The organism is Butyrivibrio sp. CB08 (assembly GCF_003625485.1).
Taxonomy (GTDB): Bacteria; Bacillota; Clostridia; order Lachnospirales; family Lachnospiraceae; genus Butyrivibrio.
Genome location: NZ_RAIR01000016.1, coordinates 1 through 15,425, shown reverse-complemented (window position 1 = coordinate 15,425; position 15,425 = coordinate 1). Strand labels below are relative to the sequence as shown.

The 15,425-nt window shown below is 47.4% G+C and carries 17 protein-coding genes; all 17 read left to right on the top strand.

What is annotated here, in order from left to right; all coding sequences use genetic code 11:
- The first annotated feature begins 21 nt into the window (after positions 1–21).
- Positions 22–420, top strand: a complete 399-nt coding sequence (locus tag D6855_RS16440; protein ID WP_120743088.1) for a hypothetical protein — start codon at positions 22–24, stop codon at positions 418–420.
- Between the two features lie 10 nt (positions 421–430).
- Positions 431–2,083 carry a terminase large subunit gene (locus D6855_RS16435; protein ID WP_243112020.1) on the top strand — a complete coding sequence of 551 codons (1,653 nt, stop codon included), beginning with the start codon at positions 431–433 and terminating at the stop codon, positions 2,081–2,083.
- A gap of 13 nt (positions 2,084–2,096) precedes the next feature.
- Positions 2,097–3,329 carry a phage portal protein gene (locus D6855_RS16430; protein WP_243112018.1) on the top strand — a complete coding sequence of 411 codons (1,233 nt, stop codon included), beginning with the start codon at positions 2,097–2,099 and terminating at the stop codon, positions 3,327–3,329.
- Complete coding sequence (locus D6855_RS16425; protein WP_120743086.1) at positions 3,329–3,928, top strand: HK97 family phage prohead protease; 600 nt, start codon at positions 3,329–3,331, stop codon at positions 3,926–3,928. Before D6855_RS16430 ends, D6855_RS16425 begins: the two co-directional genes overlap by 1 nt.
- A gap of 40 nt (positions 3,929–3,968) precedes the next feature.
- Complete coding sequence (locus D6855_RS16420) at positions 3,969–5,168, top strand: phage major capsid protein (RefSeq protein ID WP_120743084.1); 1,200 nt, start codon at positions 3,969–3,971, stop codon at positions 5,166–5,168.
- 23 nt (positions 5,169–5,191) lie between these two features.
- A complete protein-coding gene (locus D6855_RS16415) occupies positions 5,192–5,428 on the top strand; it encodes a hypothetical protein (protein WP_120743082.1) in 237 nt (78 codons plus the stop codon).
- Between the two features lie 62 nt (positions 5,429–5,490).
- Positions 5,491–5,799 carry a phage head-tail connector protein gene (locus D6855_RS16410; protein ID WP_120743080.1) on the top strand — a complete coding sequence of 103 codons (309 nt, stop codon included), beginning with the start codon at positions 5,491–5,493 and terminating at the stop codon, positions 5,797–5,799.
- 3 nt (positions 5,800–5,802) lie between these two features.
- A complete protein-coding gene (locus tag D6855_RS16405; protein ID WP_243112016.1) occupies positions 5,803–6,177 on the top strand; it encodes a hypothetical protein in 375 nt (124 codons plus the stop codon).
- Positions 6,178–6,197: 20 nt separating this feature from the next.
- The gene (locus D6855_RS16400) at positions 6,198–6,677 is read left to right on the top strand and encodes an HK97 gp10 family phage protein (protein ID WP_120743079.1); all 480 of its coding nucleotides are present in this window, start codon (positions 6,198–6,200) and stop codon (positions 6,675–6,677) included.
- A gap of 13 nt (positions 6,678–6,690) precedes the next feature.
- Positions 6,691–7,014: a hypothetical protein gene (locus D6855_RS16395; RefSeq protein ID WP_120743077.1), complete on the top strand. Its 324-nt coding sequence runs from the start codon at positions 6,691–6,693 to the stop codon at positions 7,012–7,014.
- Positions 7,015–7,029: 15 nt separating this feature from the next.
- Positions 7,030–7,587, top strand: a complete 558-nt coding sequence (locus tag D6855_RS16390) for a major tail protein (protein WP_120743075.1) — start codon at positions 7,030–7,032, stop codon at positions 7,585–7,587.
- A 220-nt stretch (positions 7,588–7,807) separates the two neighbouring features.
- The gene (locus D6855_RS16755) at positions 7,808–8,047 is read left to right on the top strand and encodes a hypothetical protein (protein WP_158589568.1); all 240 of its coding nucleotides are present in this window, start codon (positions 7,808–7,810) and stop codon (positions 8,045–8,047) included.
- A gap of 188 nt (positions 8,048–8,235) precedes the next feature.
- Positions 8,236–10,884: a phage tail protein gene (locus D6855_RS16380; protein ID WP_120743071.1), complete on the top strand. Its 2,649-nt coding sequence runs from the start codon at positions 8,236–8,238 to the stop codon at positions 10,882–10,884.
- A gap of 2 nt (positions 10,885–10,886) precedes the next feature.
- Positions 10,887–11,780, top strand: a complete 894-nt coding sequence (locus D6855_RS16375; RefSeq protein WP_256372331.1) for a phage tail family protein — start codon at positions 10,887–10,889, stop codon at positions 11,778–11,780.
- Between the two features lie 3 nt (positions 11,781–11,783).
- A complete protein-coding gene (locus D6855_RS16370; RefSeq protein ID WP_120743069.1) occupies positions 11,784–12,947 on the top strand; it encodes a siphovirus ReqiPepy6 Gp37-like family protein in 1,164 nt (387 codons plus the stop codon).
- A gap of 4 nt (positions 12,948–12,951) precedes the next feature.
- Positions 12,952–13,935, top strand: a complete 984-nt coding sequence (locus D6855_RS16365; protein ID WP_120743067.1) for a hypothetical protein — start codon at positions 12,952–12,954, stop codon at positions 13,933–13,935.
- Positions 13,932–15,425: hypothetical protein (locus D6855_RS16360; protein ID WP_120743065.1), on the top strand; the 1,494-nt coding region annotated here is incomplete at its 3' end. The genes D6855_RS16365 and D6855_RS16360, both read left to right, overlap by 4 nt.

Here is a 15,425-nt window from a genome sequence, read left to right as displayed (position 1 = left end):
CGGGGGTAGAGAGGTAAGAACATGGCAAGAACGACAGCAACAAAAACGGCAGCAGCCAAAAAAGGCGCGCCAAAAAAGAAAGAGTTAACCAAAGAAGAGCAGATTAAGAAAGAGCAGCGCAGACTTAGAGGTATCTTTAAGGACTTAGACGCAAACAAGAAAAAGTTAGTAACGCCGCTAATTGATAAGGCGGCATTTATGAGCATAGAGCTAGACGAGCTGCAGAAAGTCTTAGAGCATGACGGCTGGATAAGCGAGTATAAGAACGGCGAAAACCAGTACGGCACAAAGCGCAGCCCAGAGGCAGACACTTACATAGCTTTATCAAAAAATTACGCCGCAGTAATTAAGCAGCTAGTGGACTTAGTACCAGAGCCAAAGCGAAAAGCCAGCAGGCTAGCCGCTTTACGTGACGAGTAAGGCAGCAGGCGTGGCAGCAGTACACAATTACATTTACGAGTACTACGACCAGATCACTAGCGGCGAGGTAGTCGTAGGAAAATGGATAAAGCTAGCATACAAAATGCTTGTAGACGACCTAGAAAAAGGCGCTACGCATTACAACGCTAAGGCTGTAAGCAAGGCAATAAGGTTTATAGAAAACTTTTGCCACCACAGCAAAGGACGCAGCGACCTACTAAAGCTAGAGCTTTGGCAAAAGGCAGCAGTAGCCGCTATCTTTGGAATTGTAGACGACAACGGCGTTAGGGTATACCGCGAGGTATTTATAGTTATAGCTCGAAAGAACGGAAAGAGCTTACTAGCCAGCGCCATAATTGCATACATGGCTTACCTAGAGCCAGAGTACGGGCAAGAAATTTACTGCCTAGCACCAAAGCTAGACCAAGCAGCGCTCGTATACGACGGCTTTTACAAAATGGTTATAGCTGAGCCAGAACTAGAAGAGCTGGCACAAAAGCGCCGCAGTGATATTTACATAGCGGACAATAACACGTTTATTAAGCCCATTGCCTTTAACGCACGGAAAAGTGACGGCTTTAACCCGCAGCTCGTAATATGTGACGAGCTAGCAGCGTGGCAGGGAGACGGTGGGCTTAAGCAATACGAAGTAATGAAAAGTGCGCTAGGCGCACGTAGGCAGCCGCTTATACTGGGCATTACCACAGCAGGCTACGTTAACGACGGAATATACGACGAGCTTTTCAAGAGAGCCACGGGCGTACTTAAAGGCGGCAGCAAAGAGCGCAGGCTTTTGCCGTTGCTTTACACCATAGACGACGTAGACAAGTGGAACGACCTAACAGAGCTGCGAAAAGCTAACCCTAACATAAACGTAAGCGTTAGCGAGGAATTTTTTAAAGACGAAATAGCCGTAGCAGAAACGAGCTTAAGCAAGCGCAGCGAGTTTCTTTGCAAATATTGCAACATCAAACAAAATGCAAGTACTGCTTTCTTAGACTACGTGGTAGTCGAGCAGGCAGCAGCAGACGTAACGCTAGAGCAGTTTAAGGGCTGCTACTGCGTAGCTGGTTTAGACCTTAGCCAGACAACAGACTTAACGGCAGCCAGCGTGGTAATTGAAAAGAGCGGCATATTATATGCCTTTACTCAATTCTTTATGCCAGCGTCTAGGCTAGAGACATTGCAAGCTACGGACGGCGTACCCTACGACCTTTTCGTTAAAAAGGGCAACGTAACACTTAGCGGCGACAACTACGTAGACTATAACGACGTTTACAACTGGTTTATGCAGATCATACGCGAGTATGAGCTTTACATATTGCAGATAGGCTACGACAGATACAGCGCTAAGTACTTGATAGAGCAGCTAGAGGGCGCAGGGCTACACACAGACGACGTATTTCAAGGCGAGAACTTAACGCCAGTTATACGAGAGTTTGAGGGAATTATAAAAGACGGCAACTTTAAAATTGCTAACAACAACTTGCTTAAGAGCCACTTTTTAAACGTCGCACTTAAGCAGAACATGGAAACAAGAAAGTTTCGACCAGTCAAAATAGAGCAGCGAGCACATATAGACGGCTTTGTATCAGTTATAGACGCAATGACAGTGCGGCAGAAATGGTACACGGAAATAGGGCAGCTGCTTAAGAACGAGTAAGAGAGGTAACGCAGTGGGGCTTTTTGATTATATTTTCAAGAAAAAGAACGAGGCACTGTTAGGCGAGTACTTTAAAATGCTTAACACCTACAGCCCAGTATTTACGACCTACGACGGCGGCGTATACGAAATGGACTTAACGCGCACAGCTATTAACAGCTTTGCGACACATTGCAGCAAACTTAAGCCAGAAATGAGCGGCAGCGCACATAGAAAGCTATTAAGGGCGCTAGAGTTTAAGCCTAACTACTTTACGGACACGCCAAAGTTTATAGCTCGTATCGCAACAATACTAGAGTGCGAGCACACTTGCTTTATTGCACCAGTAGAGGACAAGTACGGCGAGCTGGTAGGCTTTTACCCGCTCTTACCTAGTAGCTGCGAGGTAGTAGACGTTAAGGGGCAGTTATACTTACGCTACACTTTCTCTAACGGGCAGCGCGGCGCTATTGAGTTTGAGCGCGTGGGCATTATGACAACGCACCAGTACCGTAACGACCTTTTCGGAGAGAGCAACACAACCCTTAAGCCTACAATGCAGCTTATGCAGACCAGCAACGAGGGTATTATTAACGCCGTTAAGAATAGCGCTAATATTCGTTTCATGGCTAAAGTGGCAAACATGCTTAAGCCAGAGGACATTAAGAAAGAGCGCGAGCGCTTTACTGAGGATAACTTAAGCGCAGAGAACACTAGCGGCATGATTATTTACGACAGCAAGTTTAGCGACCTTAAGCAAGTCGAGAGCAAGCCGTATACACCAAACGCGCTGCAGACACAGCAAATTAACGAGAATGTCTGCACACACTTTGGCACTAACATGCACATTTTGCAGAACGACTTTACAGAGGAACAGTGGAACGCTTACTACGAGGGTAAAATAGAGCCGTTTGCAATTCAGTTAAGCATTGTGCTTAGCAACATGGTTTATACAGATCGTGAGCTAGCAGCTGGCAACATGATTACATTTAGCGCAAACCGTTTACAGTACGCCAGCAACGCTACTAAGCTGCAAGTATCTACGCAGCTTTTCGACAGAGCGCTTATTAACCGTAATACGGTTATGGATATTTGGAACATGCCGCACGTAGACGGCGGCGACAAGTACTACATCAGAAAAGAGTACACAGAGGTTACTAAGCTGGATAACGGCAGCAGCGACGACAACACGCCAGTAGACGACGAGCCGCAGGACGAGCCAGCAGAGGACACCACAACACCTACAGACGAGGGGGTACAGGAATAATGCCAGTAGTAAAAGAGAGAGAGTATAGAGAACTAGCACAGCCGCTAGCAGTCAGAGCAAAGCAGGAAAACGACGAGCCTAGCTACATTGTAGAGGGCTACGCTACTACTTTCGATAAGCCTTACGTGCTTTTCGAGGACTACGACGGCACAAAGTACTACGAACAGATAGACAGACACGCGTTAGACAACGCGGACATGTCAGACGTTATTATGCAGTACGACCATAACGGCAGGGTATTTGCTAGAAATTCTAACGGCACACTGCAGTTAGGCTTAGACGACACAGGCTTTAAGGTTACAGCAGACCTTAGCCGCACAGAACTTGCAAAAGGACTGTACGAGGACATTGCGGCAGGCATGATTACTAAAATGTCGTGGGCTTTCGTCGTAACAAAAGACGCTTACGACCAGAAAACACGCACACGTACAGTACTAGAGGTTAAGAAAGTATACGACGTTAGCGCGGTATCTATCCCAGCTAACGACGATACAACTATAGCAGCGCGCAACTATGTTAACGGGAGACGGGAACTAGAACAGCGGGAGCAGCTGGCAAAGCGTGTAGCAAAACTTAAGGTAGACACATTAGGACTTTAAAAACCAGATCACAAGAAAAAAGAAAAAGAGAGGTAAAGACATGAACTTAAAGGAAATTGAGGCACGCATTGCCGAAATTAAGAACGAACTCGAAACAAGAGGCGCAGAGCTTTCCGTAGAAGAGAGCAACAAGCTCGTAGACGAGGCAGAGCAGCTTAACGAGCAGCGCAAGGCACTCGTAGACGCAGCAGAAAAGAGAAACGCTGCACTTTCAAACATTGCAGCAGGCGAGGGCAAGACTGTAAGAACTTTCGCAGCACCTAACGGCGCAGAGGCAGCAGCAGACGACGACAAGTACGCTACAATGGCTTACCGTAAGGCATTTATGCAGTACGTAACCAGAGGAACTGCTATTCCTGCAGAGTACAGAGGCGACGCTAACACTAAGTCTACAGACGTAGGAAACGTAATTCCTACAACCGTAGTAGACCAGATCATTAGCAAGCTCGAAAACGTAGGCGGCATTTTGGCACTTGTTACCAAGACAGCTTACAAGGGCGGCGTTGCTATCCCTAAGAACACTGTTAAGCCAGTAGCTACATGGGTAGCAGAGGGAGCAGGCAGCGACAAGCAGAAACTTGCAGCAGGCAGCGTTACTTTTGCATACCATAAGTTACGTTGTGCAGTTTCCGTATCTCTTGAAGTAGACACTATGTCTATTGCAGCTTTCGAGGCATACCTTGTAAGAGTTATCGTAGAGGCTATGACTAAGAAACTCGAAGAGAGCATTATTAAGGGCAGCGGCAGCGGCGAGCCTTTGGGTATCATCAACACAGTAGCAGACGAGGGCGACTCTATCGCAAACGTAAACGTAGCTGCACTTTCATACGCTACACTTATCGACGCTGAGGCAGAACTTCCAGAAGAGTACGAGGGTAACGCTAAGTGGTGTATGTCTAAAAAGACCTTTATGGGCTTTATTGGACTTACAGACGAGCAGGGGCAGCCTATTGCGCGCGTTAACCACGGCTTAGACGGCAAGGTAGAGCGTTACTTGCTCGGTAGAGAGGTAGTATGCACACAGCACTTACCTAGCTTTGCAGCAGCAGACGTTAACGCTAAGTTTGGTTTCCTTTTCGACTTCACTAACTACGACCTTAACACTAACTATGCTATGGGCGTTAAGAAGTACGAGGACAACGACACAGACGACCAGATCACTAAGGCTATCATGCTTGCAGACGGTAAGGTAGTAGACTACTACGGACTTGTAACCCTTAAGAAGATTGCAAGCGTGTAATACCAGAAAGCGAGGGCTAAGTTATGGCAGCAACTAAGAAAGCAACGAGCGCGGCAAAGAAACCCGCAGCAGCACCCGTAGAAGAGAAAGAGCAGCCAAAGGCAGCAGCTAAGAAAGCAGCTGCAGCTATCGAGGTAAGAGCACTTACGCTTTACTTTGACGTAGCGCTTAACCGTATCGTAGCAGAGGGCGAGACTTTCGAGACTAACGAGGAACGCTTAGAACTGCTTAGCGGCTTAGGACTGGTAGAGAAAGTATAAGAGCAACAGGCGGGCGGCTTTCATGGGCTACCCGCCTATAATGCTAGAAAGAGGGCGCAGACATGGAAATAACAGTTACAAGTACACTAACAGAAAAGGTTAGAAATGCGCTGCGTATCTCTAATACCAGCGAGGCAATAACCGCAGAAATTAACGACACTATAGAGGCGTGCTTACAAGACCTTAGCGCACAGGGCGTAGTAAAACTAGACCAAGACGACGCGCTTATTATTAGAGCCGTAAAGCTCTATGCCCGTAGTGAGTTTAACTACAACGGCAAAGCAGAGCAGTTTAGGAACAGCTACGACATGCAGAAAATGAGCTTAGCGCTAGACATTGACTACAACACCGCGCCAGAAAGCGAGGGCTAAGTTATGGCAATGTGGGCGCATGAGGTTACGCTACTTAAAGAGGCAGAGGCTACGCCGCGTACTAATAGTAACGGCTTTCCAATAGCCACAGAGCCTACAGAGCGTACAGTTTTTTGCAACAAAAAAAGCGTAGGCTATGCAGAGTACTTTAGCAGCCAGCAGGCAGGGCTTACAGCCAGCCTTAAAGTGGAGCTATACAAGGTAGACTACGAGGGCGAGTTATTAGTAGTGCTAGAGGGCAAGCGCTACAGCGTGCTTAAGACCTACGAAATTAACGACGACCTTATAGAGCTTACCTTAAGCGACTTAAAGCAGCAGGCAACGAACGTAGAGCCACAGCCACAGCCAGACGAGCCGCAACCTAGTACCAGCTCTTAGCCTAGAAAGCGAGGGCTATTATGGCAGAGATTAACACCACGGGGCTAGAGGAATTAAGCAGCGCATTTATGCGGCACGAGCAGGCAGCAGACAAGGCAGTAGAGGACATGCTACAAGCTGAGGCAGACGAGTACGTAAAAGCCTTAAAGCATGCAGCAGCAGGCTACAATATCCGCAAGACTGGCGGCTTTATCGAAAGCATAAAGGCAGGCAAGATTAAGGACGAGGGCACAGCTAAAAGTATCGAAATTGTACCAGAGGGGCGCGCAGATCATGGCGCGGACTATGGCGGCGGCTATTCCAACATGAGTAACAAGAGAAAAGGAAAAGCGCAAAAAGGCAATGTACGCTACGCCACTATCGGCTATATTTTCGAGTATGGCACGAGCAGCCTAGCAGCTAGACCGTGGCACACGCAAGGGCTATTACAGGGCGAGCAGCCAGCGTATAGCAAAGCGCAGGAAATATGGGAAAAGTACGTTAGCAGTACCATTAGCTAGAGAGGGGCGCAGCATGAGCAACATTAACGAGATATTAGCCGCTATATTACCTACAGAGCGGGTAATATACACGGGAAAAGACAAGCCACGCACCTACTGCACTTTTCAAAGAGTGTTAGAAAATGCGGCGCTTAGTGCAGACGATACGGAAAAGCAGGCGCAAATTACCTATAGGGTAACGCTTTTTAGCAAGACCGATTACGAAAGCACATTAGAGACTATAAAAGCAGCTCTTGTGGCAGCAGGCTTTTATATAAACGCCGTAGAGGGCGAGGACTACGAGACAGACACAGGGTATTACAAGATACCTATTACAGTACAAACTATCAAAAGTTAAGAGAGGTAAAAGACCATGACTACAGGATTAAAAGACCTTTACTTTGCACCTATCACAATGACAGACGGGCAGGAAGTATGGGGCGAGCCGCAGAAACTTGCAGAGGCAATTACTGCAGACCTTAGCGTAAACGTGGCAGAGGCTACACTTTACGCAGACGACGCGCTTAACCAGTCTGTAAAAGAGTTTACCAACGGCACTATTAAGTTGGGCGTTGCAGACCTTGCAGCAGACGTACTGGCAAGCGTATTAGGACAGGCTACAGACGCAGCAGGCATTACATGGGCAAGCGGCGAGGACGTAGCGCCTTACGTTGCAGTAGGTTTCAGAGCCGCAAAGATTAACGGTATTTACCGTTATATCTGGCTGCAGAAAGTGCAGTTTAAAATTCCTAGTGAGAGCTTTGAGACTAAGGGCGAAAGCATTAGCTTTAAGACACCAGAAATTGAGGGCACTTTTATGAAAGCCATTAAAAACGGTATGTGGAAAGCAGACTATACAGGACTGCCTACAAGCGCCGTAGCGTCTAGCTGGTTTACATCAGTTAAGACAGAAAAGGTAACAAGCGCCTAACAGTTAACCAGATCATAAGAAAGGTAAAGAGGGCGCAGTAAAGATAAGCTGCGCCCTTTATAGGTAAAAGAAAATGAGTGCAATTAAAGACGGTAGATATGAAATTGAACTTAACGGCAAAAAGTACCACATGCTTTTTAGCCTTAATGCCCTTGACGAAATTCAAGACAAGTTTGGGGGCTACGACAAGTTAGACGTTGCAATGTCTGAAGGTAAAGACATGATTAAAAATATTCGTTGGTTATTTACCCTGCTACTTAACGAGGGTAGAGCAGACGAAGAGCCAGAGCTTACAGAGCAGCAAGTAGGTAAGCTAATTCACGTAGGCAACCTTAACCAGATTAAGGGCAGCATTATTAACGCTTTTGCTTACGGGGCAACTGGCGGCGAGGAAACAACAGACGAGGCAGGCGCTAGCGAGGGCAACGAGGGAAACATGACGAGCGCGCAGGAAAATTAGACACTGCGCGCCTTATTTACATAGCAATAGTAATGCTAAGGCTACCAGAGCACGAGGCATGGAAAAAAACGCCGTACCAGATCATGCGACTATTTAGGCTGCATAAGGAATATAACGGCATGAACGAGCAGACAGCCACCAAAGGCGAGCAGCTAGCGCCAATAGACATAGCACTAGGGGGCTTTTAAATGGCAGATACAGTAGAAAAACAGATAAAAACTAAAATAAGTTTCGACGGCGAGGCAGATTATAAGAAAGCCGTAGCGGATATTAACAGCAACCTTAAAACGCTTAATAGCGAAATGAAGTTAGTAACCGCAGAGTACAAGGCTAACGGCGCTAGCGTTGAAACTTTGAAAGCGAAACAAGAGACGCTGCAGAAAGTCTACGACCAGCAAAAAGCTAAAGTAGAGGCTACAGAGAAAGCGCTAGAGAAAGTACGCAAAGAGACTGGCGAGAACAGCGACGCGAGCAAGAAGTTAGAGCAGCAGCTTAACTACCAGAAAGCGGCTTTAGTTGGCACTGAGGGCGAGCTAAGAAAGACTGCAGAAGAGCTAGACAAGGTAGAGAACGAGGCAGACGGCGCAGGCAAAGAGCTTAAGAAGAGCGGCGACGACGCAAAGGACAGCGCTAGCAAATTCGAGGCAGCAGGCAACGCGCTTAAGGCTACAGGCGCAGCTATTGCAGCAGCTACAGCAGCTATAGCGGCAGCAGCCGTGGCAGCTGGTAAAGCTATCTGGGATATGGCAAACGACGTAGCGGCAGCAGGCGACGAGATAGACAAAGAGAGCCAAAAGCTGCAGATTAGCACAGACCTTTACCAAGAGCTTAGCTACGCATGCGAGCGCAGCGGCAGCAGCATAGACGACCTTAAAAAAGGCGTTAAGAACATCACGGACGAGCTGGGCAAGGCACAGAACGGCGTAGAGGGCGCAGGCGCTAAGTTTGAGGCGCTGGGCGTTTCGTTGAATAATGCAGACGGCAGCTTAAAGAGCACAGAGCAAGTGCTTATGGAAAGCATAGACGCACTGGCAGCTATGGACGACGAGACAGCCAGAAACGCTGCAGCTAATGAGATTTTCGGAAAGAGCGCAGCAGAGCTTTTACCACTGCTTAACAGCGGCAGCGAGGGCATTAAAGAGCTTATGGCTGAGGCAAACGAGTACGGCATGATAATGAGCAGCGACGCGGTAGCAGCTAGCGCAGCTTTCGAGGACAGCTTAACGAGACTGCAGGGCACATTTACTGGGCTTAAAAACAGTATCGTAAGCGAGCTATTACCTAGCTTAACTACTCTTATGGACGGCTTTAGCGACATGCTAGCAGGCAAAGACGGCGCAGCAGAAAAGGTAAAAGAGGGCGTTAAGGGCGTTATTGATAACGTTACAGCCATGATACCGCAGCTAACCAGCATGCTTAGCACGTTAGTGCAGGCTATTGCAGACGTAGCACCAGACATTTTAGCAGCACTGGCAGACGGAATTATTAAAGAGCTGCCAGCACTTGCAGAGAGTGCACTACAGATCATAGAGAAACTTACAGCAGCTTTGCTTAAGTTATTGCCGCAGCTTTTGCAGGCTGGCATAGAGATTATTGCTAACCTTGCTAAAGGCATTGCGCAGGCATTACCGCAGCTTATACCTCAAATTGTAGAGGTAGTGCTAGAAATGGTAGACACGCTTATAGATAACGTACCATTGCTTATTGACGCAGCTTTGCAGCTCGTTATGGGCTTAGCTGAGGGCATTATACAGGCAATACCCGTTATTATCGCAAAGTTACCAGAGCTTATTACTAGCATTATTAACGCGCTTATCGAGGGCATACCTATGCTTATCGAGGGAGCTATACAGCTCTTTATGGCACTTGTGCAGGCAATACCCGTAATTATTGAGGCATTAACAGCAGCTTTGCCGCAGATCATAGAGGCAATAGTTAACGGACTTATTAACGGCTTGCCTATGATTATTGAGGGCAGCATACAGTTATTTATGGCACTTTTAGAGGCTATACCAGTAATTGTAGAGGCACTTATTAACGCTTTGCCGCAGATAGTGCAGGCTATTGCTACAGGACTTGCAGCAGTATTGCCAGAGCTGGCAGCGTGGGGCGCTAATATGCTTAACGGCTTTGTAACTATCTTTAGTAACGTGCTTAATAGCGTTATTCAGTGGGGCAGTAACATGCTTTCGCAGGCTATTGCCAGCGTAACAGCTTTTGTAAATGGCATTATTAACACAGCTAAAGAGATACCTACAAAGCTCTATAACGCTATCATAGGCGCAGTAAAGCAAGTACAGAACTGGGGGCAGAGAGTTTTAGAGACTGCTAAAAACGGTATGCAAATGGTACTTAATGGCATTGTTAATGTGTTTAGCAATATCGGCGAGAAGTTTAAGACCATAGGCAGCAACATTGTAAGCGGTATTTGGAACGGTATTTCCGAGGGCTGGGACTGGCTTAAAGAGAAAGTAAGCAACATTGCCAGCAGCTTATTAGACGCAGCAAAGGACGCGTTAGGAATTGCCAGCCCGTCTAAGAAATTCAGAGACGAGGTAGGCGTATTTATGGCGCAGGGTATCGGCGTAGGCTTTGAAAAGGAAATGCAGAGCGTTTCTAAGCAGATAGAGCAGGCTATACCTACAGACTTTGACGTAACGCCACATGTAAGCACAGGCTTAAGCGCTGCAGAGGTTGTAACAGACAACGGACAGCAGACAAGCATTATGAGCAGAGGCATTACCGTTATACAGAATATTTACGCTAATACGACAGATTACGCTAAGCAGCAGAGAGAGGCAGAGAAAAACTTTAGAATGATCGCAAGGACGGTATAAGCATGGCAAAGTTTATTAACTATGAGCGGCTTATATATGAGAACGAAAACGGCGGCGCTATAGAGTTTAGCGTAGGCAGCGACTTTTACGTTAACGTCTCTAAGGACGTAAACGGAATTGCAGACGTAAGAAACACGCTGTATACGTCTAGCTCTATGGGGCAGCATGGCGAAACCTTTATAAGCCAGAAAATTAACAGCCGAGACATTGACATAGTAGGCGTGATTAACAGGAAAGACAAAGACAACATGCTTACACTGCGCCGAGCTATGCAAAAGATACTTAACCCAGAGCTTAAGGCTACGCTTACATACATTTACGGCGACTTTGTAAAGGTTATAGACGTAAAGGTAGACAATGCGCCAGTGTTTAAGCGCGGGGCAGTATTAGAGCAGTTTACAGTACAGTTTAGCTGCCCGTCTCCATTTTGGCGCGACCAGCAGGAAACTAAGAAAGATATTGCGAGCTGGATAGGCAGCTTTTACTTTCCGTTAGAGATACCTATAGACGAGGGCATACAGTTTGGCTACAGAGAGCCTAGCGTTATTGTAGACGTTTACAACGAGGGCGACGTAGACACAGGCATGCGCGTAGCGTTTAAGGCTATCGGAACTGTAGAAAACCCGCTTTTATTGAACATCAACACGGGCGAGTTTATACAGGTAAACGCAACACTGGTAGCAGGCGACACGGTAGTAGTAAACACCGATTACGGCAGCAAGGGGGCAACGCTTACAAGAGGCGGCGTAGAGAGCGACTACTTTAGATACATTGACGTAGACAGCACATTTATGCAGCTTAAAATAGGCGACAACGTATTTAGATACAACGCCAGCAGCGGGCTAGACCAGCTAGAAGTATCTATTTATTACAGCCCTAAGTATTTAGGAGTGTAACGCATGGAGCTAAGAGTATTTACAAGAGACTTAGAGCCGCTAGGAATTGTAGACGAGCTTATAAGCACAATATGGCAGCCTACATACTGGCAGCAGGGCAACTACGACGACTGCAAGCTACTTGCACCCGTAACAAAGAATAATAACACCTTGCTGGTTAAGGGCAACATTGTAGTACTACACGGCGAGGCAGCAGAGTTTACGGACGAGCAGGGCGAGTGGCGCAGGGCTATGCAAATAACCTATAGGCACATCACTAAGGACGAAAACAACACCGAGCAAATAGAGTTACAAGGCTGCTTTTTAAAGAAATGGTTTAGTAAACGTGTGCTGCTTTCTAACCAGATCATAACGGGAACTAACCAAGAGATTATTAACCAGCTGATTACTAACAACGTGGGCGACGAGGCAATAAGCGCCCGCCAGTTTGAAAACTTTATTATGCTGGCGCAGGACGACTTAGGCGGCGAGAGCGTAGACTATACGACCAAGTACGGCGACGGACTAGCAGACGCGATTTACGAGAGAGCTTTAAGCGGTAAGCTGGGCTACGACATACTCGTAAACGAAAGAAACCAGCTTTACGGCTTTTGGCTTTACAAAGGTACGGACATGTCGAGCGGCAACAGCGCAGGCAATACGCCTTGTATCTTTAGCCGCGACTTTGATAACGTCACAGAGCAGGACTACACAGAAAGCATAGAGAACATGAAAAACGTATGCTACTGCACCAGTGCTGCAGACGAGGACGGCACAATATATGCGCAAGAGGTAGAGAACGAAACCGAAACGGGCATAGATCGCGACGAGTTTTACGTAGACATGACTAATATAAGCTGGACTGTTAAGGACGAGCAGGGCGAGGAAACGAGACTAACGCCAGAGCAGTACTTAGAGCTTATGAGCACTGAGGCATACGCGCAGCTGGACGACTACGGCGAGCTTATGACGTTTGAAAGTACCATTAACACAAGTAAAAACTTGCAGTACAAGGAAGATTTTAACGTAGGCGACGTAGTAACCACGATAGAAAAGAACTGGGGCATAAGGATAGACGCGCGTATAACCAAAATAAGCGAGACATGGCAGAGCGGCAAGCACACGTTAGAGGTAACTTTTGGCGAGAGCATGCCAACGCTGCTAGATAAGATAAAGAAAGTGAGGTAAAAACATGGCGCAAAAATGTTTTCCATTTAACAGCGACAGCGGCGACAGAGTGTATAAAGCAGAGGACTTTAGGGCATACTTTGCGCAGTTTATCGGTAACGGCGTATTTTATGCTAACGCTAATGCACTTAAGGTAGTAGAAAACAGCGGCATGCACGTTAACGTAAATGCAGGCGCAGGCTGGATAGCTGGCGCAGGATATATTAACGACAGTGTGCTACAGCTTACGCTTGCAAATGCAGACGGCGCGCTTAACCGTATCGACAGAGTAGTATTACGCTGCAGCTATACAGAGCGTGACGTATACGTAGCAGTTAAGCAGGGTAGCTTATCTGCACAGCCTACAGCACCAGCGCTTACACGTAACGCAGACTGTTACGAGCTGGCACTTGCAGACGTTTACGTAGCAGCTGGTGCAACATCAATTACGCAGGCAGCTATTACAGACCAGAGGCTTAATACAACTCTTTGCGGTATCGTAACGGGGCTTATTGAGCAGGCAGACACGACAGACATTTTTAACCAGTTTGAAAGCTATTTACAGCAGTTTGAGGCGCAGTACATTGCGGATATTACCGAGTGGACGAGCGCACAGGAAAGCGCTTTTACATCATGGAGCGCAGCGCAGCAGCAGGAGTTTACAGACTGGGTAGACACTATAAGAGACATTTTAGACGAGGCGACAGCTGGGCACTTGCAGCTAGAAATAGAGGCAAACGCTAAAGACGCTTTCGAGCGCTTTTATGGTATGAAAGAAAGCCAGACAGATATTATGGCTAACGGGCAGATCATTGTAACTAATGACGACGGCACGCTAACAGTTACTAAGGGCGTGGACGCTAGCGACAACAAAACAGTTACAGAGGTTTTAGAAACCAGCGCAACTGCCGTAGTACCTAACAAGACTTACACAAAGGTAACTACATTTATACCAACACCGACAGACACAATTAAAAAGCGTATCAGAGAGGAGTACAGCGTAGAATGAGTTATGCAGAGCAGCAATTTACTATTGACGAGTTAACAGAGGTTATAGACAAAGCCGCAGTAGGAGTGCCACCCGCAAACATGCAGCAGTTTAATATTTCTGCAGGCGACGCAAAGGTAACTATTACGGCTTTAGAGCCAGCAGACACAGAGGTAGACGGGCAGCTTGTATGCAGCTGCAAGGGCTTTGTTATCGTTATGAACACAGACCACTACCCAGTAGACGAGACAGACGGCGACGTAGTTGTTAATCACGTAGCAACTGGCGACGCTTTAACAGAAGAGGTAACAGGACTTACAAACGACCAGCAGTACTACTTTTCTGCTTTCCCTTATTCAGATCATAAGGTAGTTAACAGGGCAGCAGGCTTAAGAGTACTTGCAGGCAACCACCCTAACAGAGCGACAGCTACACCGCAGGAGTACGTACTTTACGGCTTTAAGAGAACTAAAGCAGACAGTAACCCAGCTACAAGAGTAGCAGCTACAGACATGGCAGTAGGCGTAACACCCGCCAGCATGAACGCAAGCACAGGCGAAATAGACTTAGGCGGCTGGGCTAATGCGTGGTTTGTTACTGGCAATAAGCCCGTTATGATGAAGTCAGACGGCACAGTAGACTACGAGCTTAACCCTAACGACTACACAAAGAAGTTAGACGGCACAGCCAGCGACGTAGCAAACACAAGCTACGACGGTAACGCTATGGCGCTCTTTCCTACTTGCTGGGTAAAGCGTTGGCAGGATAGTACTTACGAGTATTTCCAAGTGTGCAATATTCAGCTTAACAGCGACTTTAAAGCATACGCACACGAGAGAGCAGACGGTAGCATTATGGAGTGGTTTGCACGCTCTATTTATGACGCAGGCGTAGTAGGTAGCAAGGCACGCAGCATAAGCGGGCTTACACCTTGCAACACAGTAGCAGGCGGCACACAGCTTAGCTACGCACAGGCTAACGGCAGCTTGTGGGATAGCGACACATGGAGCAGGGTAGCCCTTATTTGGGATTTGTTAACCCTTATGTCGCTTAACGACGACGTACAGACAGCGTGGGGCTATGGCTGGTATACTGGCATGTCGCAGGCTAGCCACCTTAAGGCAGCAGGCTTAGGCAATACTAAGGGGCAGTTTTGGGGCAAGAGAGAAAACAACGTTGTTAAGGTATTTCATACAGAAAATTTCTGGGGCAATATCTGGAAAATTATGCAGGGGCTTGTATACAACACTACAGGCAAGTACGGCGTAAAAATGAAAGCGCCATACAACACCAGCGGCAGCGGCTATACTGCTACGGCGTTTGGTATGAGCGGCACAAGTGGCGGCTACCAGTCAGCGCATAATATGTCTGAGTACGGCTGCTTGCCTATTACAGTAAGCGGCAGCGACAGCACATATATACCAGACGGCGCGTGGTGGAACACTACGCAGCAGAACTTTGCGCGCTTTGGCGGCTCTGGTGGCAATGGCTTGCTTGTTGGGCGCGCGTTG

Coding starts and splice junctions, on each gene's coding strand:
- D6855_RS16440 (WP_120743088.1), top strand. CDS start 22: ATGGCAAGAACGACAGCAACAAAAACGGCAGCAGCCAAAAAAGGCGCG.
- D6855_RS16425 (WP_120743086.1), top strand. CDS start 3,329: ATGCCAGTAGTAAAAGAGAGAGAGTATAGAGAACTAGCACAGCCGCTA.
- D6855_RS16420 (WP_120743084.1), top strand. CDS start 3,969: ATGAACTTAAAGGAAATTGAGGCACGCATTGCCGAAATTAAGAACGAA.
- D6855_RS16415 (WP_120743082.1), top strand. CDS start 5,192: ATGGCAGCAACTAAGAAAGCAACGAGCGCGGCAAAGAAACCCGCAGCA.
- D6855_RS16410 (WP_120743080.1), top strand. CDS start 5,491: ATGGAAATAACAGTTACAAGTACACTAACAGAAAAGGTTAGAAATGCG.
- D6855_RS16405 (WP_243112016.1), top strand. CDS start 5,803: ATGGCAATGTGGGCGCATGAGGTTACGCTACTTAAAGAGGCAGAGGCT.
- D6855_RS16400 (WP_120743079.1), top strand. CDS start 6,198: ATGGCAGAGATTAACACCACGGGGCTAGAGGAATTAAGCAGCGCATTT.
- D6855_RS16395 (WP_120743077.1), top strand. CDS start 6,691: ATGAGCAACATTAACGAGATATTAGCCGCTATATTACCTACAGAGCGG.
- D6855_RS16390 (WP_120743075.1), top strand. CDS start 7,030: ATGACTACAGGATTAAAAGACCTTTACTTTGCACCTATCACAATGACA.
- D6855_RS16755 (WP_158589568.1), top strand. CDS start 7,808: ATGATTAAAAATATTCGTTGGTTATTTACCCTGCTACTTAACGAGGGT.
- D6855_RS16380 (WP_120743071.1), top strand. CDS start 8,236: ATGGCAGATACAGTAGAAAAACAGATAAAAACTAAAATAAGTTTCGAC.
- D6855_RS16375 (WP_256372331.1), top strand. CDS start 10,887: ATGGCAAAGTTTATTAACTATGAGCGGCTTATATATGAGAACGAAAAC.
- D6855_RS16370 (WP_120743069.1), top strand. CDS start 11,784: ATGGAGCTAAGAGTATTTACAAGAGACTTAGAGCCGCTAGGAATTGTA.
- D6855_RS16365 (WP_120743067.1), top strand. CDS start 12,952: ATGGCGCAAAAATGTTTTCCATTTAACAGCGACAGCGGCGACAGAGTG.